This window comes from Streptomyces argenteolus, assembly GCF_042902585.1.
Lineage (GTDB): Bacteria > Actinomycetota > Actinomycetes > Streptomycetales > Streptomycetaceae > Streptomyces > Streptomyces argenteolus.
Genome location: NZ_JBIBEG010000001.1, coordinates 408,279 through 428,284, shown reverse-complemented (window position 1 = coordinate 428,284; position 20,006 = coordinate 408,279). Strand labels below are relative to the sequence as shown.

Annotated in this window: 17 protein-coding genes and 1 pseudogene; 7 read left to right on the top strand and 11 right to left on the bottom strand. The window is 72.2% G+C overall.

The window, feature by feature from the left end:
- Positions 1-24: 24 nt before the first annotated feature.
- Positions 25-582 carry a hypothetical protein gene (locus tag ACFY8O_RS01850; protein ID WP_145803132.1) on the top strand — a complete coding sequence of 186 codons (558 nt, stop codon included), beginning with the start codon at positions 25-27 and terminating at the stop codon, positions 580-582.
- Here ACFY8O_RS01850 and ACFY8O_RS01845 read toward each other — a convergent pair whose 3' ends face one another.
- The 3 genes from ACFY8O_RS01845 to ACFY8O_RS01835 form a co-directional block, all read right to left on the bottom strand.
- Positions 583-1,155, bottom strand: coding sequence for a cob(I)yrinic acid a,c-diamide adenosyltransferase (locus ACFY8O_RS01845; RefSeq protein WP_145803130.1), 573 nt, complete (start codon positions 1,153-1,155; stop codon positions 583-585). It lies immediately after the preceding gene.
- A gap of 83 nt (positions 1,156-1,238) precedes the next feature.
- Positions 1,239-1,988 (bottom strand): ABC transporter permease, encoded by a 750-nt coding sequence (locus ACFY8O_RS01840; protein ID WP_387897871.1) that lies wholly within the window; start codon positions 1,986-1,988, stop codon positions 1,239-1,241.
- A 9-nt stretch (positions 1,989-1,997) separates the two neighbouring features.
- On the bottom strand, positions 1,998-2,780 hold the full coding sequence (locus ACFY8O_RS01835; RefSeq protein ID WP_387897868.1) for an ABC transporter ATP-binding protein: 783 nt from the start codon (positions 2,778-2,780) through the stop codon (positions 1,998-2,000).
- An 82-nt stretch (positions 2,781-2,862) separates the two neighbouring features.
- On the opposite strand from ACFY8O_RS01835, the gene ACFY8O_RS01830 reads away from it, so the two are divergent.
- The 4 genes from ACFY8O_RS01830 to ACFY8O_RS01815 all read left to right on the top strand — a co-directional run bounded on the left by ACFY8O_RS01830 (position 2,863) and on the right by ACFY8O_RS01815 (position 7,797).
- Complete coding sequence (locus ACFY8O_RS01830; protein WP_387897865.1) at positions 2,863-3,504, top strand: TetR/AcrR family transcriptional regulator; 642 nt, start codon at positions 2,863-2,865, stop codon at positions 3,502-3,504.
- A 128-nt stretch (positions 3,505-3,632) separates the two neighbouring features.
- Positions 3,633-4,481 (top strand): 3-hydroxyacyl-CoA dehydrogenase family protein, encoded by an 849-nt coding sequence (locus ACFY8O_RS01825; RefSeq protein WP_145803123.1) that lies wholly within the window; start codon positions 3,633-3,635, stop codon positions 4,479-4,481.
- A gap of 244 nt (positions 4,482-4,725) precedes the next feature.
- The gene (locus tag ACFY8O_RS01820) at positions 4,726-5,049 is read left to right on the top strand and encodes an STAS domain-containing protein (protein ID WP_145803121.1); all 324 of its coding nucleotides are present in this window, start codon (positions 4,726-4,728) and stop codon (positions 5,047-5,049) included.
- A gap of 282 nt (positions 5,050-5,331) precedes the next feature.
- Positions 5,332-7,797: an ATP-binding protein gene (locus tag ACFY8O_RS01815; RefSeq protein WP_387897860.1), complete on the top strand. Its 2,466-nt coding sequence runs from the start codon at positions 5,332-5,334 to the stop codon at positions 7,795-7,797.
- 79 nt (positions 7,798-7,876) lie between these two features.
- Here the strand turns inward: ACFY8O_RS01815 and nucS are convergent, their stop codons facing one another.
- Positions 7,877-8,548, bottom strand: coding sequence for an endonuclease NucS (gene nucS, locus ACFY8O_RS01810; RefSeq protein WP_387897858.1), 672 nt, complete (start codon positions 8,546-8,548; stop codon positions 7,877-7,879).
- Between the two features lie 260 nt (positions 8,549-8,808).
- Here nucS and ACFY8O_RS01805 point away from each other — a divergent pair, with 260 nt between their 5' ends.
- Positions 8,809-9,201 (top strand): SCO5389 family protein, encoded by a 393-nt coding sequence (locus ACFY8O_RS01805; RefSeq protein ID WP_030971516.1) that lies wholly within the window; start codon positions 8,809-8,811, stop codon positions 9,199-9,201.
- A gap of 100 nt (positions 9,202-9,301) precedes the next feature.
- Here ACFY8O_RS01805 and ACFY8O_RS01800 read toward each other — a convergent pair whose 3' ends face one another.
- Positions 9,302-10,333, bottom strand: coding sequence for an LLM class flavin-dependent oxidoreductase (locus tag ACFY8O_RS01800; protein ID WP_387897856.1), 1,032 nt, complete (start codon positions 10,331-10,333; stop codon positions 9,302-9,304).
- Positions 10,334-10,546: 213 nt separating this feature from the next.
- On the opposite strand from ACFY8O_RS01800, the gene ACFY8O_RS01795 reads away from it, so the two are divergent.
- Entirely contained in the window at positions 10,547-10,876 is a 330-nt protein-coding gene (locus ACFY8O_RS01795) for an ATP/GTP-binding protein (protein ID WP_387897853.1), read from the top strand.
- A 10-nt stretch (positions 10,877-10,886) separates the two neighbouring features.
- Here the strand turns inward: ACFY8O_RS01795 and ACFY8O_RS01790 are convergent, their stop codons facing one another.
- The 6 genes and pseudogenes from ACFY8O_RS01790 to scy form a co-directional block, all read right to left on the bottom strand.
- Complete coding sequence (locus ACFY8O_RS01790) at positions 10,887-11,783, bottom strand: ABC transporter permease subunit (protein WP_387897850.1); 897 nt, start codon at positions 11,781-11,783, stop codon at positions 10,887-10,889.
- Positions 11,783-12,907: pseudogene (locus ACFY8O_RS01785) on the bottom strand (ABC transporter ATP-binding protein); the annotation flags it as partial. The pseudogene ACFY8O_RS01785 and the gene ACFY8O_RS01790, both read right to left, overlap by 1 nt.
- A 146-nt stretch (positions 12,908-13,053) precedes the next feature.
- On the bottom strand, positions 13,054-13,833 hold the full coding sequence (locus ACFY8O_RS01780; RefSeq protein ID WP_145803107.1) for an ABC transporter permease subunit: 780 nt from the start codon (positions 13,831-13,833) through the stop codon (positions 13,054-13,056).
- A gap of 5 nt (positions 13,834-13,838) precedes the next feature.
- The gene (locus ACFY8O_RS01775) at positions 13,839-14,945 is read right to left on the bottom strand and encodes an ATP-binding cassette domain-containing protein (protein ID WP_387897847.1); all 1,107 of its coding nucleotides are present in this window, start codon (positions 14,943-14,945) and stop codon (positions 13,839-13,841) included.
- Positions 14,946-15,030: 85 nt separating this feature from the next.
- Positions 15,031-15,969, bottom strand: a complete 939-nt coding sequence (locus tag ACFY8O_RS01770) for a cellulose-binding protein (protein ID WP_145803105.1) — start codon at positions 15,967-15,969, stop codon at positions 15,031-15,033.
- A 175-nt stretch (positions 15,970-16,144) separates the two neighbouring features.
- Positions 16,145-19,939, bottom strand: coding sequence for a polarized growth protein Scy (gene scy / locus ACFY8O_RS01765; protein ID WP_387897842.1), 3,795 nt, complete (start codon positions 19,937-19,939; stop codon positions 16,145-16,147).
- Positions 19,940-20,006: the final 67 nt, after the last annotated feature.

The following is a 20,006-nucleotide window of genomic DNA, read 5'->3' as shown; positions in this document are numbered from 1 at the left end:
GGAGAGGAGGGAAGGGGAAGGGCCGTGATCGTCACACTCATCGTGCTCTGCGAGGTCGGCTTCTGGGTGCTGCTGGCAGCCGGACTCGGACTGCGGTACGTCGCCGGGAAACCCCGGGCGGGCGCGGCCGTGCTGTTGTGCGAACCCCTGCTGGAGGTCGTCCTGCTCGTGGTGACGGCCGTCGACCTGAAGAACGGCGCGGAGCCGGACTGGAAGCACGGCCTCGCCGCCGTCTACATCGGCTTCACCGTGGGGCTCGGCCACTCCACCGTCCTGTGGGCCGACGCCAGGGTCGCCCACCGCTTCGCGGGCGGCCCGCCGCCCCCGAAGCCCCCGAGGTACGGGAGGGCGCGGGCCGCCCACGAGTGGCGCACCGCGGCCCGCTGGATCGTGGCGGCGCTGACGGCGGCCGTGCTGCTCCAGGCCGCGGCCTGGTACGTGGGCGGCGACGGCGACACCGAGTCGCTGCGGATGTGGCAGCGGACGATGCTCTGGGTGATCGGGATCAACCTGGTCATCGCCGGGAGTTACACGCTCTTCCCCAAGCGGGAGCCGAAGGACCGGGCGGGGGCGGAGCGCTGATCAGCGGTCGCCGCCCGGCACCCACAGCACGTCGCCGACCTCCTTGTTCGCCGTCCTGGCGAGGATGAACAGCAGGTCGGAGAGGCGGTTGAGATACGTCGCCGTCAGGGCGTTCATCGTGTCCCCGTGGACCTCGAGCGCCGCCCAGGTCGACCGCTCCGCACGGCGGACGACCGTGCAGGCCTGATGCAGCAGCGCCGCCCCGGGCGTGCCACCCGGAAGGATGAAGCTGCGGAGCTTCTCCAGCTCCTCCAGGAAGGTGTCGCAGTCCGCCTCCAGCTTGTCGACGTAGGACTGCTCCACGCGCAGCGGCGGGTACTTCGGGTCCTCCACCACCGGGGTGGACAGGTCCGCGCCCACGTCGAACAGGTCGTTCTGCACACGGACGAGGACCTTCACGACGGCCTCGGGAAGGTTCCCGAGTGCGACGGCCGTGCCGATGACGGCGTTGGCCTCGTTGGCGTCGGCGTAGGCCGAGATCCGCAGATCGGTCTTGGCGGTCCGGCTCATGTCGCCGAGGGCGGTGGTGCCCTTGTCGCCGGTACGGGTGTAGATGCGCGTCAGATTGACCATGGGGTCAGCGTAGGGGTTCGGGCCGGGCCGGAGCAGGGAGCGGGGGCCGGTGCACGCGAGCCCGGCCGCCGGAAAGGCCCTGGTCACGCTCCGGCCCTGCGGAAGACACGCGTGCCGGCCGTCATGGCCAGGAGGGCGAAGGCGAGCGCGACCAGCGCCCCGTGGAGCATGTGCGCCGTGGCGTACCGGCCGACGTACGCGTCCCGCACCGCGTCCACGAGGTACCGGAACGGTGTGAGGTGCGACAGGACGTCCAGCCACGCGGGGCCGAGCGTCATCGGGAGCATCAGCCCGGAGAGCAGCATGGCCGGCATGGTGAGCGCGTTGATCACCGGCCCGAACTCCTGCGGCGTACGCACCTTCATGGCCAGGGCGTAGGAGAGCGAGGCCAGCGCGACCGTGAGCAGGCCGACGAAGGCGAATCCGACGAGGACCCCGGGCAGCGGTGCGCGCAGCCCCATGACCAGGGCGGCGAGCACCAGCAGCACCGCCTGGAACATGAAGAGCAGGGTGTCCCGCAGCACCCGTCCCAGCAGGAGCGCGAAGCGGCTCACGGGGGTCACGCGCATGCGCTCGACCACCCCCGTCGACTGCTCGATGATGATCGAGAATCCCGCGAACGACGCTCCGAAGAGGGCCAGTTGCAGCAACAGTCCGGGAACCAGGACCTGCCAGGAGTCACCCGGGGAGCCGAGGGGGAGACCTGTCAGCAGCGGGCCGAAGAAGATCAGGTACAGCAGCGGCATCAGGATCCCGAAGAAGATCTGGAACCGGGAGCGCAGGGTCTGGCGGACGTGGCGCCCGAAGACCAGTGAGGTGTCGTGCAGAAGCATCGAGGGGTCCTATACGGCTACGGGGGAGGCCCCGGCGGTGGCCGGGGAGCGCCCGGTGATCGCGAGGAAGGCGTCGTGGAGCGAGGCGTCCGGTGAGCCGGCGTGCTCGGCCTTGAGCGCGGCCGGTGCGCCCTCGGCGACGACCAGGCCGCCGTCGATGACGACGAGCCGGTCGGCGAGGGTGTCCGCCTCGTCGAGGTGATGGGTGGTGAGCACGACGGTCGTGCCGAAGTCGTCGCGCAGCCCCCGGACCAGGTCCCACAGGTCCTGGCGGCTCGGCGGATCGAGTCCGGCGGTGGGCTCGTCGAGGAAGAGCACGGCCGGGCGGTGGGTGAGACCCATCGCGAGGTCGAGACGGCGGCGCTGCCCGCCGGAGAGGGCGGCGGTCGGGCGGTCGAGCAGGCCGGTGAGGCCGAGGGCCGCGGCGAGTTCGGCCGCGCGCCCGACCGCCTCGGCCTTGCCCAGCCGGTACAGCCGCCCCTGGGTGACCAGTTCCTCCCGCACACTGACGTGCGGATCGACCCCGCCGGACTGGGCGACGTAACCGATCGTCCCGCGGACTCCCGCCGGATCGGCGGTCAGATCGAAGCCGGCGACCGTGGCGGCTCCACCCGTGGGGGCGAGCAGTGTGGTGAGCATCCGCAGCGTGGTGCTCTTGCCCGCACCGTTGGGTCCCAGCAGGCCGACGATCTCCCCGGGCATGACCGTCATGTCGACCGAGCGCACCGCGTGGACCGGTCCCGCCTTGGTCCGGAAGGTCCGGGCCAGCCCGGACGTGCTGATGATTGGCATGGTGACCACAAAAACAGAGTGACCCAAAAATTGCAATGGCCCCAAAATTTCAGGGACCCCAGGGGAGTCGTAGGATGGGGCCATGGCTGAAGGGCTCAGGGAGCGGAAGAAGCGCCGGACGAGGCAGCAGCTCTCGGACGTGGCGACCGGACTCTTCCTGGAACGCGGCTTCGACGCGGTCACGATCGCGGAGATCGCCCAGGCCGCCGACGTCTCGGTGAACACGGTGTACAACTACTTCCCGGCCAAGGAGGATCTCTTCCTCGACCGGAGCAGCGGCATCGTCGACCGGCTGTCGCGCTACGTCCGGGGCCGCGACGAGGGCGAGTCGGCGGCCGAGGCGGTCCTGCGGGAGCTGCGGATCCAGGTGGAGGGCGTCTCGCCGGCCGTCGGCCTCATGGAGGGGTACGAGCGCTTCATGCGGGTCATCGAGGGAGCCGACGGTCTCAAGGCCCGCCTCTGGCACATCCAGCAGGAGGTCCAGCTCCGTCTGGAGGAGACCCTGCGGGAGGAGTCCGGCGCCGGAGCCGACGACCTCACCCCCGTCCTGGTGGCGGGTCAGCTCGCCTGGGTGCACAGCACCCTGATGGCGTACATCGGACGCGAGATGGTCGCGGGGCGGCGGCCGGACGCGGTCTCGCGCGACGCCCTCGTCCTGCTCGACGACATGGAGGATCTCCTCGGCGCGAAGGTGCTCGGCTACGCGCGGCGCGCCGCACCGTGACGGGGGCCGGTGTGATGTCCGTCATGTGAGACGTGACGCGCATCTCTTCGCGGCCCCAGGGCCCCTCACGGGTACTAATCTCCGCCGGAGAGCATGCGAACGACCGAGAATGCATAGGGGTGCGAAACGTGGCCAGGAAGCTCGCCGTCATCGGCGCCGGACTCATGGGGTCCGGTATCGCGCAGGTCTCCGCACAGGCGGGCTGGGACGTGGTGCTGCGTGATGTCACCGACGAGGCGCTGGCCCGTGGGCGCGGCGGTATCGAGGCCAGCTACGGCAAGTTCGTGGCCAAGGGCAAGCTGGACGCCGCCGACGCCGAGGCCGCGCTCGCCCGCATCACCACGACCACCGACCTGGACGCCGTCGCGGACGCGGACATCGTCGTCGAGGCCGTCTTCGAGAAGCTGGAGGTCAAGCACGAGATCTTCCGTACGCTCGACAAGGTCGTGCGGGAGGACACCGTCCTCGCCTCCAACACCTCCGCCATCCCGATCACCAAGATCGCGGCCGTGACGGAGCGCCCGGAGCGGGTCGTCGGCGTGCACTTCTTCTCGCCCGTGCCGATGATGCAGCTGTGCGAGCTGGTGCGCGGCTACAAGACCAGCGACGAAACCCTGGCCACCGCGAGGGAGTTCGCCGAGTCCGTCGGCAAGACCTGCATCGTCGTCAACCGTGACGTCGCGGGCTTCGTCACCACCCGGCTGATCTCGGCTCTCGTCGTCGAGGCGGCCAAGCTGTACGAGTCGGGCGTCGCCTCGGCCGAGGACATCGACACCGCGTGCAAGCTGGGCTTCGGTCACGCCATGGGGCCCCTCGCCACGGCCGACATGACCGGTGTCGACATCCTCCTGCACGCCACGGGCAACATCTACACCGAGTCCCAGGACGAGAAGTTCGCCGCTCCCGAGCTGATGCGCCGGATGGTCGACGCAGGTGACATCGGGCGCAAGAGCGGGCAGGGCTTCTACACCTACTGATCACGACCGGCCCCCCGGGCTGTCTGATGCGCCGTCAATCAGACCCGGGGGACCGGGATCCCTACGCCGCGCGGCGCACGGATCCACGCGTACCACCGGACCTGCTTCACTCCTCGGGGTGAATTCGGTATCGGTTCGCTTACAGACGGCAACTTCCCTGTCGCTGCGGCAGTCAGTTGTGGCAGAGACAGAAAGAGAAACCAGACAGACCGGCCTTGCTACGGGGTACTTCCGGGGAGCGCATATGCACATCAGGGGCGACCACGCCGAACTGGTCGTCGGGGGCCGCCTCGACGTCCGCAGCGCGGCGGACGCCCGTACGGTTCTGCACTCCGCGGTCGACGACGGTTCCGGCGACCTCGTGCTGAACCTGACCGAGCTGGACTCGTGGGACGCCACCGGACTCGGCGTCATCATGGGGGCGCACCGCAGAGCCGGCCGGGCGGGCCGGAGGCTGGTGCTGCGCGGAGTTCCTCCGCAGATGCAGCGGCTCCTGGTCGCGACGAGACTCCACCGGATCCTGGCCATCGAGGGGGGAATCGCGGCGGACTCCCTGCCCCGCGTCTGAGGGCCCGGAGCGGCCCGCGCCGGGCCCGATCGGCACGGGGCCCCGGGGTCCGGGGAGGGCCGTGTCCGGCCCGCTCCGGGCGATACACGCACAATCCTCACGAGAACGTGACGTCGTGGGCGGCGCGGCCCCCCACTGGTTCGTAGATACTGTGCGAAGGTTTAGGGTTCGGCCGTCTGCCGATAGACAAGGACCCGCTGGCGGACACCGGACCGGGAGCGACGACGGGCGTGCGAGGCCGGAGGGGGCAACCGCGCGCTGCGCGTCTGGGGGACTTTGACGATGGACCCGATCAGCCGGGGACCGGAAGAGCAGGGCCACGGCAACGACCGGCCCGCTGACGACGCCGGGCGCCGGCGCCAGTCCCGTGACCCCCTGACACCCGACTTCGGGCACCAGACGCCCCAGCAGTCCCGCACGGTGCGGCTGATATCGGGCGACTTCCTGCTCACCGTCAATCCCGTCGACGGCAGCGAGATCGAGCCCTGCCGGCCCGGGGAGCGGCCCGAGCCGCCCGTGCGGCACACCCCCGTCCAGCGTGCGGACCGGGAGCGTGCCGCCGCCCCTCCGGTGCCCCCGGGGCCGCCCCCGGCCCAGCTCCCCCTCCTGGAGCGCCAGGACGAGCGTGAGCGCCTCGTGCGGCTGCTCGCCCGGGGGCGCTCGGTGTGCCTCACCGGCCCGGCCGGCTCCGGCCGCACGGCCCTGCTGGACGCCGTCGCAGGCGACTGCGTGGACCTGGCACCCGACGGGGTCGTCCGCCTGTCCGGCTACAAGCGCACCGTCACGGACCTGCTGTACGGGCTCTTCGAGGCCGTGCACCACTCCCCGTCGTACCGGCCCGACCGCGAAGGGCTCCTCGCCCACGTCCACGGCATCGGCGCCGTCGTCGTCGTCGACGACCTGGAGCTCGGCGGCGCCGCGCTCCAGGAACTGCTCGACGCGACCCCCGAGTGCGCGTTCCTCTTCGGCGCGACCGCCGAGGTGCCCGCGCCCTCCGCCGACTCGGCGCTGGAAGAGGTCTTCCTCACCGGACTCGGCCGCGCCGCCTCGATCGAGCTCCTCGAACAGGTCGTGGAACGCCCCCTCACGGAGGAGGAGGCGAACTGGGCGGGAGACCTCTGGTTCGAGTCCGAGGGACTGCCCCTGCGCTTCGTCCAGGCCGGCGCCCTGCTGCGCCAGCGCGACGAGCTGCGCACCGGCCAGGCCGGCCTCGACGGCTACGAGGACGATCCGGACGACGCGCCCGCCTTCGGGACCGCACGGCCGGCGGACGTGCCGCTGCCCAGCCTCGGTGACGGCGCGGCGCCCGCCCCGCTGCTCGCCTCCCGGCTGAGCGAGGCCGCCCGCGAGACCCTGCGCTTCGCCGTCGCCCTCGGCGGCGAGGTGCCGCACCAGGCGCATCTGCCGGCCCTCGTGGGCGACACCCACGCCGATGCCGCGCTCGGCGAGCTGTCCCGGAGCGGACTGCTCTCCCCGGCGGGCTCCCGCTACCGGCTGGCCGCCGGCGCCCTGGCCCAGCTGGAGGCGAGCGGCTACGGCGAGGACGCCGACGCGCACGCCCGCAGCGCCGCGCAGCACTACGCCTGGTGGGCCGGTCACCCCTCCGTCACCCCGGAGCGGGCGGTCGCCGAGGCGGACGCCCTCCTCGCGGCGATGACCCGCCTCGTCCCCGGTGACCAGGCGGGCCAGGCCAGCGCGGCCGTGCTGCTGGCCCGCAGCGCCGCCCCCGCCTTCGCGGCGGGCCTGCACTGGGGGGCCTGGGAGAAGGCGCTCAGGGCCGGCCAGGAGGCCGCCCGGATCGCCGGCGAGGTGGCGGAGGAGGCGTACTTCCACCACGAGCTGGGCGTCCTCGCGCTCTGCTCCGGTCACCTGGACCGGGCCAGGGCCGAACTGGAGGCCTCCATCGGGATGCGCGGCGCCCTCGCCGACAAGCCCGGCGCGGTGGCGGGCCGCAGGGCCCTCGCGCTCGTGGCCGACCGCTCCGGCGAGCCGGTGCTCAGCACCCCGGCGGGCGAGGAGGTGCCCGCACCGCGGCACGACGAGTCGGCGTCGCCGCCCGGCGGCGTACCGGCGGCCATGCCCCTCTTCCCCCGGCAGACCGAGACGTCCGCGACTCTGATCGCCCGTCAGGTCCCGTCCCCCGCCGGTACACCGGGCGCCGGCATGGGTCTCCTGCGCGGCGCTCGGCGCAACGTGGTCGCGGTCGGCGCGGGGGCCCTGCTGGCGGCGGTCCTCGGCACGGTGGTGACCCTGGGAGCCACGGCCGGGAACGAGGAGCCGGAAGGCCGGAACGTCACGACCGAACAGTCGGCGAGCGAGGACGACAGCGAGAGCGGCCTCTCCGCGGACGAGCCGGCCGGCGAGGGCGCGTCCGGCGTCGGCACCCCCGGCACCTCGCAGTCCCCCCGCCCTTCGGGTTCCGCCACTCCGTCCGCGAGCGGCTCCCCGTCGCCGGGCGCGTCCGCCTCCTCGGCGAGCCCGGGCACGGGCACCCCGTCGAGCGACGGCCCCAGCGGCCGTCCCACGTCCGGCAGCCCCACGCCCACGAAGCGGCCGACGACGAAGCCCCCCACACCCAGCGAGTCCGAGACCCCGACCGAGACACCCACCGACACGCCCACCCCGTCGCCGACCCCGACGGAGACGGCGACGACGGAGCCGGGCTCCTCCAACTCGGCGAGCGGACCGGCGGAGACCGTCACCGCGTCGTCCACGGAGACCGGCCCCGCGGCCCCGGCCGTCGCCTGAACGCGACATCGCCGTACGGGCGGCCCGGCGACGGGACCCGTACGGCGACGGGGGCAGGCGAGGGGCGACAGCCCCGGGATCAGAACAGCCGCAGCTTGTCGTCCTCGATGCCGCGCATCGCGTCGTAGTCCAGGACCAGGCAGCCGATCCCGCGGTCCGTGGCCAGCACCCGGGCCTGCGGCTTGATCTCCTGAGCGGCGAACACGCCCCGCACCGGAGCCAGATGCGGGTCGCGGTTGAGCAGCTCCAGATAGCGGGTCAGCTGCTCCACGCCGTCGATGTCACCCCGGCGCTTCAGCTCCACGGCCACCGTCGCGCCGTCCGCGTCCCGGCACAGGATGTCGACCGGGCCGATCGCGGTCGGGTACTCACGGCGGATCAGGGTGTAGCCCTCGCCGATCGTCTCGATGCGGTCGGCCAGCAGCTCCTGGAGGTGCGCCTCGACGCCGTCCTTGATGAGGCCCGGGTCCACACCCAGCTCATGGGACGAGTCGTGGAGGATCTCTTCCATCGTGATGATCAGTTTCTCGCCCGCTTTGTTGACCACGGTCCAGATGCCCTCGCTGTCGTCGGCACCCTGCTTCAGGGTGCACGGCGGGGACATCCAGTTGAGCGGTTTGTACGCCCGGTCGTCGGCGTGGATCGAGACACTGCCGTCCGCCTTCACCAGGATCAGACGGGGAGCGGAGGGCAGGTGGGCGGTGAGCCGGCCCGCGTAGTCGACGGAGCAACGGGCGATGACGAGACGCATGGTCCGCAACGCTACTCGACGACCACGGGTCCACGCGATTCCCGCCCCACGCACCCCGTACACCCCTTGACGTATGCCACGCGGGCTTGCCCCTCTTTGCGACCGTTCGTCATTGGCCGGTTGTGTTCCCAATCTCCTGGTGCGGCCCGGACTGCGCCCTTACCGTGGAAGCAGGAGGTCGCCGTCTGTGTACGCAGCGTCGCCGTCCTGCCCTGCCCGTAAGGCCCCGGCCACCCGTCGGGGTCGCGAGAGGAGAACCCATGTCGCTCGACGTCTCACCGGCGCTGTTGGAACAGGCCGAGCGAGGCGAGGTCGACGAAGCCGACTTCGTCGACTGCGTCCGGACCTCCCTGCCCTACGCATGGGAGATGATCAGCTCCCTGGTGGCCCAGCTGAAGGTCGACGGCGGAGAGTTCGCCGACAACCAGACGCCTCCGCCGGACGAGCAGGCACGTGGTCAGCTGCTGCGCGCGCTCGCCAGTGATGCGATACGCGGTGCGCTCCAGCGGCACTTCGGGGTGCGCCTGGCATTCCAGAACTGCCACCGCGTCGCGGTGTTCCCGCTGGACGCGTCGGTCGACGAGCGGCTGGCCCGATTCACCTCGGTGAGGGGTCAGTTGCTCAACCAATCGCCCGAACTCCGGGACTGCTGAACGCTTCTGCTGCCGCTCCGGGCCGCGGGAGGTGCAACTGGCTCCGGGGCGGCAGCTCTCGCACCACCGTGGCACCACCAGGACGACCAGCGTGAACGCCTCACTCCAGCATGGGCAGCACTTCCGTGCCCAGGCGCTGCACATTCGCCTCCGTCGCCGCGAGATCGCCCGAGCCCTCCACCATGAGGGCGAAGCGGGTGATGCCCGTACGCTCCGCGGTGGCCGCGAGCCGGTCGGCGGCGAAACGCGGCGGACCCACCGGATGCAGACCGCAGAGGAACTCGGTGTACGCGACGGGGTCGCGCATCACCCGGTGCCTGCCGTCGACCGTCACATGCGCGTCGAGCCCTTGGCGCAGCCACCCCGGCATGGCCTTCACGAGCGTCTCCACGGCGTCCGCGGGACGGTCCGCGATCTGAGCCACCCCTGCGGACACATGTGCTACCCGCTCCACGACCTCGGCCGGCTGGCCGGCCTCCCGGGCGGCGGAACGCCAGAGCGCCACCATGTCGGCCTTCTCCTCGTCGCCGCAATGCATCCCGAGAAGCATGGGCAAACCCTTTCCAGCGGCGAGTTTCACGCTTTTCGGGGAGGTGCACGCGACGATCACCTCGGGGCCCGGCGGACCGTCCCCGAGGAGCTCGTCCGCCCGGGGCACGACGGCCACCTCGCGGAAGCCGTAACGCTCCCCGCGGCCCGCCACCCGGGGCTTGCCCAGCCAGTCGAGCAGCAGCTCCAGGGACTCGGGGAAGCCGTTCTCGTACGCGTCGAGCCCGCCTCCGAACACCTCCAGGTCGACCCAGGGGCCGCCACGCCCCACGCCGAGCGTGAAGCGCCCGCCGCTGGTCAGATGCAGGAGCGCCGCCTGCTCGCCGAGCGTGACGGGGTGCTGGGTCGGCAGGACGCTCACCGCCGTGCCGACGCGGATTCTGCGCGTGCGGCCGAGCAGCAGCCCGGCCAGGGTCACCGCGGACGGGCACACTCCGTACGGTACGAAATGATGTTCGGCCAGCCAGACGGAGTCGAGCCCGGACTCCTCCGCGACCTCCGCGGAGCGGACGGCCCGGTGCAGGGCCTCGCCCTGCCCTTGACCGGGAAACTGGGCTGCCAGTACGAACGTTCCTACGCGCATCGCCAATTGCCTCCTTGCGGCCGACGCGGCCATCCCCCACCGGCAACAACGTCTGACACGTGCCAAAGGCACGGTCCGTGAAGAAGTTGTTGCGATTTTCCGCTAACCCACCCGCCTCACCAGTGCTCTCGTGCCCCGTCCGACGCGGCTCAACGGCCGATGCCTCTACGCTGGACGGAACGAACTGCCCGTACACACCCTGTGAGGTGTTCCGTGTCCCCGCGCCGCAACCGCCCCCGAGGCGGCGACAGTCCTGCCGGCAACACGCCAGAGGGGGCGGTCCGGTACGGCGGGGGAGGGGCCACGGAGAGCTGGCAGGGCGAGGAGTGGTCGGTGCGCCCGGTGAGCGGCGCGAGCGCCATGGGCAAGCGCTACCGCTGTCCCGGGTGCGACCAGGAGATCCCCTCCGGGGTGCCGCACCTCGTGGCCTGGCCCGAGTTCGGCGGGGTCGAGGACCGCAGGCACTGGCACAAGGCGTGCTGGAACGCGAAGGACCGCCGCACCACACGGGTGCAGCGGTCCAGGAACGCTCCGCGCTACTGAGGGCCGGGGCTCAGACGTCCCGCCGGTCCAGCGAGACGAAGGCGCCGGCCAGGGCCACCGCGGTGACACCGAGGACGATCCACAGCGGTTCCCAGCCGGTCGGCCCCGACGTGGTCACCGAGGCGTCGTACATCGCGCCCAGCTGGTTCGGGATGGAGTACTCGAACAGAGCCTGCTGCACGTCGGCCAGCGTCGGCGAGAACATGAACATCGCGAGGACGAGGGGCAGCAGCACCACCGCGATCATGATCGTGATGGCGCCCGCCGAGTGCCGGATGACGGCGCCGAGCGCGAGCGAGAGCAGCCCCAGCGTCGCGACGTAGAGGCCGACCCCCACCGTCGCGCGGACCCAGTAACCGGCGCCGGGCGTGGCACCGTCCAGGATCGCCGTCTGAAGCACCCCGACGACCCCGGTGGTCACCGTGGTGATCGTGAACGCCAGCAGGAAGAAGACCACCGACTTCGCGATCAGCATCCGGGCCCGGCTCGGGCACGCCGTCAGCGTCGTACGGATCATCCCGGTGCCGTACTCGGAGGCGATGGTCAGCACGCCGAGGGTGATCACGCAGATGGAGCCGAGCAGCACGCCGAAGAAGCCGAGGCTCAGCACGGGGGTTTCGTCCAGATCGGCGTCCGAGACGCTCACCGCGAAGGCGGTGAGCAGGCCGATGCCGATCAGCAGCACGATCATCACGCCGAGCGTCCACATCGTGGAGCGCACGGAGCGGATCTTCGTCCACTCGGAGGCGATGGCGTCGCCCAGCCCGGGGGTGCGCACGGGGATCGGTGAGGCGTACGGGCCGGCCGGAGCGCCCCAGCCCTCCTGCGGCTGCCGGTAGGCGGGCTGAGGGGCCTGCTGCGGAGGCTGAGGAGCCTGCGCGGGCGGCGGAGTCGCCGGCATCGTCATCGGGAGTCCTCGCTGGTCTTGCGCTCGGCCGGTTCCGGGGCCGGCGCGGCGTACGGGTTCTGTCCTGGCGGCGGCGGGGCGTACCAGCCCTGCTGCGGGACCTCGGGCGGGGCGAAGCCGGGCTGTCCGTGGCCCTCGGCCCCCGGCTGCGCGTAGCCGGGCTGCCCGTAGCCGGGCGGCGGCAGCTGGAGGCCGGCCTTGGCGTCCGCCGTCGAGCGGTAGTCCACGGCGCCCTGCGTCATCCGCATGTACGCCTCTTCCAGGGAGGCCTGGTGCGGCGAGAGCTCCCACAGCCGTACGTCCGACTCGTGCGCCAGATCGCTGATGCGGGGCAGGGCGAGGCCGGTCACCCGAAGGGCGCCGTCCGGTTCGGGCATGACCCGGCCGCCCGCCTCCGTCAGCGAGGCCGTCAGCTTCTCCCGGAGCTCGGGCCGGTCCGCCGGGAGGCGTACGCGGGCGAAGTCGGCGGAGTTGGCGGAGATGAAGTCGGTGACGCTCATGTCGGAAAGCAGCTGCCCGCGGCCGATCACGATCAGATGGTCGGCCGTGAGCGCCATCTCGCTCATGAGGTGGCTGGAGACGAAGACCGTGCGCCCCTCGGAGGCCAGCTGCTTCATCAGGTTGCGGACCCAGAGGATGCCCTCCGGGTCGAGTCCGTTGACGGGCTCGTCGAAGAGCAGCACCTGCGGGTCGCCGAGCAGGGCCGCCGCGATCCCGAGCCGCTGGCCCATGCCGAGGGAGAAGCCCTTGGAACGCTTCTTCGCGACGTCCTGGAGCCCGACGACACCGAGGACCTCGTCCACCCGGGCCGCCGGGATGCCGGCCAGCTGCGCGAGCGAGAGCAGGTGGTTGCGTGCGCTGCGCCCGCCGTGCACGGCCTTGGCGTCGAGGAGGGCGCCCACCTGGCGCGGCGCGTTGGGAAGACTGCGGAAGGCGTGGCCGCCGATCGTCACGTGTCCGGACGTCGGCCGGTCCAGGCCGAGCATCATGCGCATGGTGGTGGACTTGCCCGACCCGTTGGGACCGAGGAACCCGGTGACCGCACCGGGCCGCACCTGGAAGGAAAGGTTGTGCACGGCCGTCTGCGCGCCGTAGCGCTTGGTCAGGCCGACTGCCTCGATCATTCTCCAGCCCCATCGACTTATCTGTCGTCGGGGCCCAGGCCGCCGGCCGCACGCCCCCGTAAGAGTTAGGAGGATAACCAGCCGCCGGTGGTTCCGGCCAAGCCGTCACGCGGAGCGCCGGCGGGTGCCGCGCGACGGCGGACCGCTCAGGCGTCGCGCTTCTTCAGCACGAGGTAGCCGCCGACGAGCGCCGCCACCACCCACAGAACCATGATCCCGAGCCCGGCCCACGGCCCGTACGGCGCCGGATCGCTGTTCATGGCGTCCGGCACCACCTGCATGATCTTGGAGCCGGCCTGGTCGGGGAAGTACCGGGCCACGTGCTTGGCGCCGGGGACCGCCGAGAGGATCTGCGAGACGAGGAAGAAGAACGGCATCAGGATGCCGAGCGACAGCATGGAACTGCGCAGCATCGTCGCCACGCCCATGGAGAAGATCGCGATCAGGCCCATGTAGAGGCCGCCGCCGAAGACCGCGCGCAGCACGTTGTCCGCGCCGATGTCCGTGCGGTGCTCGCCCAGCAGGGACTGGCTGAGGAAGAACGTCACGAAGCTGGTGGCGAGGCCGACCAGCAGGGCCAGGACGCCCGCCACGGCGATCTTGCTGAAGAGGAACGGCCCGCGCTGCGGCACGGCGGCGAGCGAGGTGCGGATCATCCCGGAGCTGTACTCCGTGCCCACCACCAGGACGCCGAAGACGACCATCGCCAGCTGCCCCAGGACCATCCCGGAGAAGCCCACGAACGTCGGGTCGAAGGTGGCCTGCTCGGCGGTGGAGAGGTCGTCGAACTGACTCTTCAGCAGGGCGCTGAGGGCCCCGCCCATCGCGACGGTGACGGCGAACGCGGAGATCAGGGTCCAGGTGGTCGAGGAGACCGTACGGATCTTGGTCCACTCGGACGTGAGGACAGCGGGTACCGAAGCCATCGCCGTCACACCCCCTTCGTGCCGTCGTCGGTCGCGCCGATGCCGGGACCGGTCTCGCCGGGAGCGCCGGCGCCGGGGCCTGCCTGCCCCGGGGCATCGGGAGTACCGGTGGCCCCCGGCGCTCCGGCGCCGCTCGCGGACCCGGTCCGGCGGTCCCACTGCTCGCCCCACCGCGGGCCCGCGGGCGGAGGCGGTCCTGCCTCGGCCTCCGAGTGCGCGTGGTACTCCACCGAGCCCGCGGTCATCTGCATGAAGGCCTCCTCCAGGGACGCGCGCTGGGAGCTGAGCTCGTGCAGCACGATCCCGTGCCGGGCGGCGAGCTCACCGAACCGCTCCGGCGCCTCCCCGTCGATCTCCAGGGTGCCGTTGCCCGACTCGACCGCGACGACGCCCTCCGCGTACAGCAGGTCGCGCAGCCGCTCCTGCTCCGGGGAACGCATCCGCACGAAGCTGCGTGAGTTCTCGTGGATGAAGTCGGCCATCGAGGTGTCGGCGAGCAGCCTGCCCTGTCCGATGACGATCAGGTGATCGGCGGTCAGGGCCATCTCGCTCATCAGGTGCGAGGAGACGAAGATCGTACGGCCCTCCGTGGCGAGGGTCTTCATCAGATTCCGGATCCAGTGGATCCCCTCCGGGTCCAGACCGTTGACGGGTTCGTCGAACATGAGGATCTCGGGGTCGCCGAGCAGAGCCGCCGCGATGCCCAGCCGCTGGCCCATGCCGAGGGAGAAGCCCTTGGACTTCTTCTTCGCGACCGCGCTCAGACCGACCGTGTCGAGCACGTGGGAGACCCGGCTCGCCGGGATGCGGTTGCTCTGGGCCAGGCACAGCAGGTTGTTGTAGGCGCTGCGCCCACCGTGCATCGACTTGGCGTCCAGCAGTGCGCCGATGTGCTTGAGCGGCTCGTCGAGCTCGCGGTAGTGCCGGCCGTCGATGCGCACCGTGCCGCTGGTCGGGTTGTCGAGGTCGAGCATCATCCGCATCGTCGTGGACTTGCCCGCCCCGTTCGGGCCGAGGAATCCCGTCACCATGCCCGGCTTGATCCGGCATGAGAGACGGTCGACGGCAAGCTTGTTGCCGAAGCGTTTGGTGAGACCGTCGAGCTCGATCATGCGTTCACGCTAGAACGGCCGCACGCCCGGCGCCACCACAAGGGGCGGAACCGGGCGTGCGAGGGGTACAGGTGATGTACGTGTCTCAGCGGGTCTGCTGAGCCGGGACACCGCGGCCCGCGGGCTCGTCCTCCACCGGGGAGCCGGCGGCGGCGACGGCCGCACCGGTCAGGGTGGCCAGCATCTCGCGGACGTTGGTCAGCTGGGCGTTGATCGAGTCGCGGCGGTTGGTGAGCGCCGCCAGCTCGCGCTCCGACTCGCTGCGGATCCGGTCGGCCTTGGCGTTCGCGTCGGCCACGATGTCCTCGGCCTGACGCTGTGCCGTCTCGACCGTCTGACGCGCCCGGCGCTCGGCGTCCGTACGGAGCTTCTCGGCCTCCAGGCGGAGCTGCTCCGCCCGGTGCTCGATCTCCGCGAGACGCTTCTCGGCCTTGGCCTGACGGGAGGCGAGGTCGCGCTCCGACTGCTCGCGGCGCTTGGCGAGGTTCGTCTCGAAGTCCGCGGCGGCCTGGGCGGCCTTGGCGCGGGTCTCCTCGAAGAGGGCGTCCGCCTCCTCGCGCTTCTGCTGGGCGTCCTTCTGGGCGTCGGTGCGCAGCGTGCTCGCCTCGCCCTTGGCCTTCTCGACGATACGGACGCCCTCGTCCTCGGCCTTCGCCTTGCGCTCCGCGGCGAAGGTCTCCGCGTCGTTGCGCACCTGCTGGGCGGCCGACTCGGCCAGCTCGCGGTGCTGCTCGGCCGCGCGGCGGGCCTCCTCACGCAGGTCCTTCGCCTCCTCCTCGGCGAGGCGGAGGATCTTCTCGACGCGCGCGCCGAGCCCGGCGTACGACGGCTCGGCGTCGTTGACCTGGGCCTGGGCGTTCTGCGTCTCGAGGTGGAGCTCCTCGATGCGCTTTTCCAGAGAGGTGATACGGGCGAGAGCACTGTCACGGTCGGCGACGAGTTTGGTAATGCGGTCGTCCACCTGACCGCGGTCGTATCCACGTCGCACGAGCTCGAAGCCGAAGGGGGAGGAAGGGTCGCTCATGGGGTTCCTGTCGAATGAGACCGGTGAGGTGTTAGAGGGAATCCTAGGGGCCTGGGCGGCGTGTCAACGTGAAGATGCCGCTTTGGTATGGAGAATGACACCCCTTTTGAGTGGCTGACCCTGGGAGCACTTGCGACCCCAGGGCTTGAATGTTCATGGCGAATTGCGTGCGTGGCTACCCGTCCGAAGCCTTGCCACCCGACCGGGTGCCCGCCGCGGCGCCCGCCTTGACGCCCCCCGCGCCACTGCCCGCCGCCTTGCCCGCCCCGCCCGGAGCCTCGAAAGACTCCAACGCCTCCAGCACGTCCTGGACACGGGAGATCTCCGTATTGATGTCCTCGCGCCTGCGCACCAGCAGATCCAGTTCCCGGCGTCCCTCGTCCACCATCTGCTTCGCCTCGGCCTCGGCGTCGGCGCGCAGCTTCTCGGCCGTGCGGGTCAGCTCGGCCTTCTTCGCCTCGGCCTCCTTGAGCAGTGACTCGGCGCGCTTCACGGCGGCGATGCGGACCTTGCTCGCCTCCGAATTGGCGTCCGCCAGCAGCTCCTTGGCCTTGGCCTCCGCCTCCGCCCGCTGTTCGGTCGCCGCCTTCATCAGCTTGTCGACCCGCTCGCCCGCCGTCTTCATCTGCTCCGATGTCTCGCGCCGGGCGCGCTCGTGCAGTTCCTCGACCTCGCTCTCGACGCGGGCCCTGAGCTCCTCCGCCCGTTCCCGGGTGGCGGTGGCGTCCCGGCGGGCGCCGACGAGCAGTTCGTCCGCGTCCGCACGGGCCCGCTCCACCAGGGAGTTGCCCTCGACGGTCGCCTCCGAGGTGATCCGGACCGCCTCGTTGCGCGCGGCACCGACCATCCTGTCGGCCTGCTCCTCGGCCTCGGTGGCGGCGCGCAGCGCCTCTTCCTGGGCCTTCTCGACGAGCTGGTCGGCCTGCTCGGCGGCGTCGGCACGGCGCTTGGCCGCCGACTCGCGTGCCTCGTCCAGCATCCGGTCCGCCTCCTGGCGGGCCTCCGCTCGCAGCTGCTCCGCCGCGGCCTCGGCGTCGGCGCGCAGCCGCTCGGCCTCCTCGCGGGTGCGGGCGGCGTGCTCCTGGGCGGACCCGACGGTCTGCGCCGCCTCCGCGCGCAGCCGCTCCGCCTCGTCGGTCGCCTCGCGGACGAACCGCTCCGACTGATCGGTGGCCTCCGCGCGGACCCGCTCGCTCTCGCCGGCCGCCTCCGCCATCAGCCGGTCGGCCTGGGCCGCCGCTTCGGAACGGATGCGGTTGGCGTCCTCGCGTGCCTCGGCGCGGGCGCGCGAGGCGTCCTGCTCCGCCGACGCGAGGGCGTCGGAGGCCTCCGTACGGACCCGCTGGCTGTACTCCGAGGTGTCCGAGCGCAGCTTCTCCGACTCGGCGATCGCCTCCGAGACGGTCCGCTCGGCCAGGGCCTTGGCCGCCTCGGCCTCCTCGTGGGCGACCGAACGGACACGGTTGGCGTCCTCGGTGGCCCGCTCGCGCTCCGCGTAGGCGTCGGACCTGACCCGGTCCGCCTCCTCCTGCGCCTCGGTCCTCGTCCGCTCCGCCGCGTGTTCGGCCGCGGAACGGAGCCCGGTGATCTCCTCCTCGGCCTGCTCCTGCAGACCGGCCACGGAGTCCCGCACCTGCTGAGCGGTCTGCTCGGCGGCCGAGACCAGCTCGGAGGCCCGGCTCTCCGCCTCCTCGACCAGGCGGTGCGCCTCGGCCTGTGCCTCCTCGACCCGCTTACGGGCGGAGGCGAGCAGCTCCTCGCTCTGCTCGCGGGCGCGCTCGCGCTCCTGCTCCGCCTCGGCGCGCGCGGAATCCAGCGCCTCCTCGGCCGCGCGGCGGCGCCGGTTGGCCTCCTCCTGGGCGGCTGCCAGCGCCTCCGCCGCCTCCGCGCCGACCCGCTCGGCCGCGGCGGCGGCCTCGGAGCGCACCCGGTCGGCGGTCTCCTGCGCCTCGTTCTTGAGCCGCTCCGCCTCGGTGGCTGCCTCGGTGCGCAGCCGTACGGCCACGGCCTCGCCCTCGGCGCGGGACTGCGCGGCGTCCGCCGCGGCCTCGGTCCGCAGCCGGTCCGCCTCCGTCGTCGCCTGCTCCTGGAGCGCGCGCAGCCGCTCCGCGGCCTCCGCGCGGAGCCGCTCGGACTCCTCGCCGGTCTCGCGGCGGATGCGCTCCGCCTCCGCGCGCGCCTCGCCGAGCGCCTCCTCCGCGGCGGCGACCCGGGACTCGGCCTCGGCGTGCAGCCGCGCGAGCTCCTCGGCCGCCTCGGCCCTGCGGGCCTCCATCCCGCGCTCGGTCTCCTCGCGCAGGGCCTCGGCCGCCGTCTCCGCCGCGGCGGTCAGGGCGGTCGCCTGTTCCTCCGCCTCGGCGCGCACCTTCTCCGCCTCGGCGCGGCTGCGTTCCAGGGCCTCCTCGGCCTGCTTGCGCAGGGTGGCGGCACGCTCGGCCGCCTCGGCCCGCACCCGCTCGCTCTCGGCGCTGGCGGACCCCCGCAGCTCCTCCGCGTCGGCCTTCGCCTTGGTGAGCAGCTCCTCGGCGGTACGGGCGCCCTCCTCCAGCTGCTGGACCGCCTCGCGGCGTGCCTCGCCCCGGATCCGCTCGCCCTCGGCCACGGCCTCGGAGCGCAGCTGCTCGGCCTCGCCCCGGAGACGGCGGGCCTCCTCCTGGAGCTCGACCGTCTTGGCCCGGTACTCCTTGGTGTCGTCCTTGGCCGCGCCCTTGAGCTGATCGGCCTGCTCGGCCGCCTCGCCGCGCAGCCGGTCCGCCTCGGCCTCGGCCTCACGGCGGATCCGGTCCGCCTCCTCGCCGGCGGCCCGGGTGGTGGACCTGGCGTCCTCGGAGGCCTTGGTCAGGACCTCCTCGGCGCTGCGCGCCGCCTTCGCGAGCTGGGCCGCGGCGTCCTCGGCGGCCAGTGTGCGGGCCTTCTCGGCGGCCTCGGAGACCACCCGCTCGGCCTCGGCCCGGGCGTCGGCGAGCGCCTGCTCGGCCTCCTCCTTGAGGGTCTCGGCCTGCTTCGTGGCCTCGCCGACCAGCCGGGCGATCTCCGACTTGGCCGTACGGGTGCGCTGCTCGTTCTGCGACTCGGCGCCGGCCAGCCGCTTGACCGCGGCCTCCTTCGCCTCGGCGAGGACCTTCTCGGCCTCCAGCCGCGCCTCGCGCAGCCGGGTCTCGGCCTCCTGCATGTGCTGTTCGGCGGCGCGGTTGAGCTCCGCGGTCTGCTGCCTGGTCTGGTCCGTCTCGGCGGTGGTTGCCGAGCGCAGCTGCTCGGCGTGGCTGGTCGCCTCCTGCGCCTGCGAGGAGGCCGCCTCCAGCAGCCGCTCGGCGTCCCTGCGGGCCCGTAGCAGCGTCCCCTCGGCCTCCGCACGGGCCGCCTCTGCCTCGGAGTTGAGGCGCCTGCGGGTCTCGTCGGCCAGCCGGGCGGCCTCGGCGCGGGCGGCGGCGAGCGACTGCTCGGCCTCGGCGCGCGACTCGTCCAGCAGGCGGCGGGCCTGGGCCTCGGTCCTGGCGCGCAACTGCTCGGCCCAGGCGACGTTCTCGTTGACGTGGGACTCGACGGTCTGCCGGCGCTCCGCCAGCTCCTGGTCCAGCCGCTGGCGCCGCTGCACCGCCTCGGCGTGCAACTCCGCCTGGAGGCGGGCCTGGTGCTCCGCGTGCTCCTGGAGGATCCGCTGCGTCTGAGCCCTTGCTTCACGCAGCTCGCGCTCGGCGTCCGTACGCAGCTGATCGGCCTGGATCTGGGCGTTACGGAGCATCTGTTCGGCCTGGTAGCCGATGTCCGCGCTGTCGTGTGCGGGACGGGTCGCCAGATTGCGCCGCGCCTCGTGCAGCTTGGCGCGCAAGACCTCGACCTGGTAGCCGAGGTCCTCGGCGTGCTGGACGGCCTTCTCCCGGTCGGTCTTCAGCCGGTCCATCTCGGCTTCGAACCGCGAGAGATGGTCGTCTTCAGCTCGGTGGCTCTGCTGGCTCTCGTAGCCCCGCACTGCGCGGTCCCATCCTTCCCCGAGCTCTGCACTTCGTTCGAGCAGGGGAGACCCCAACCCTGGTCGC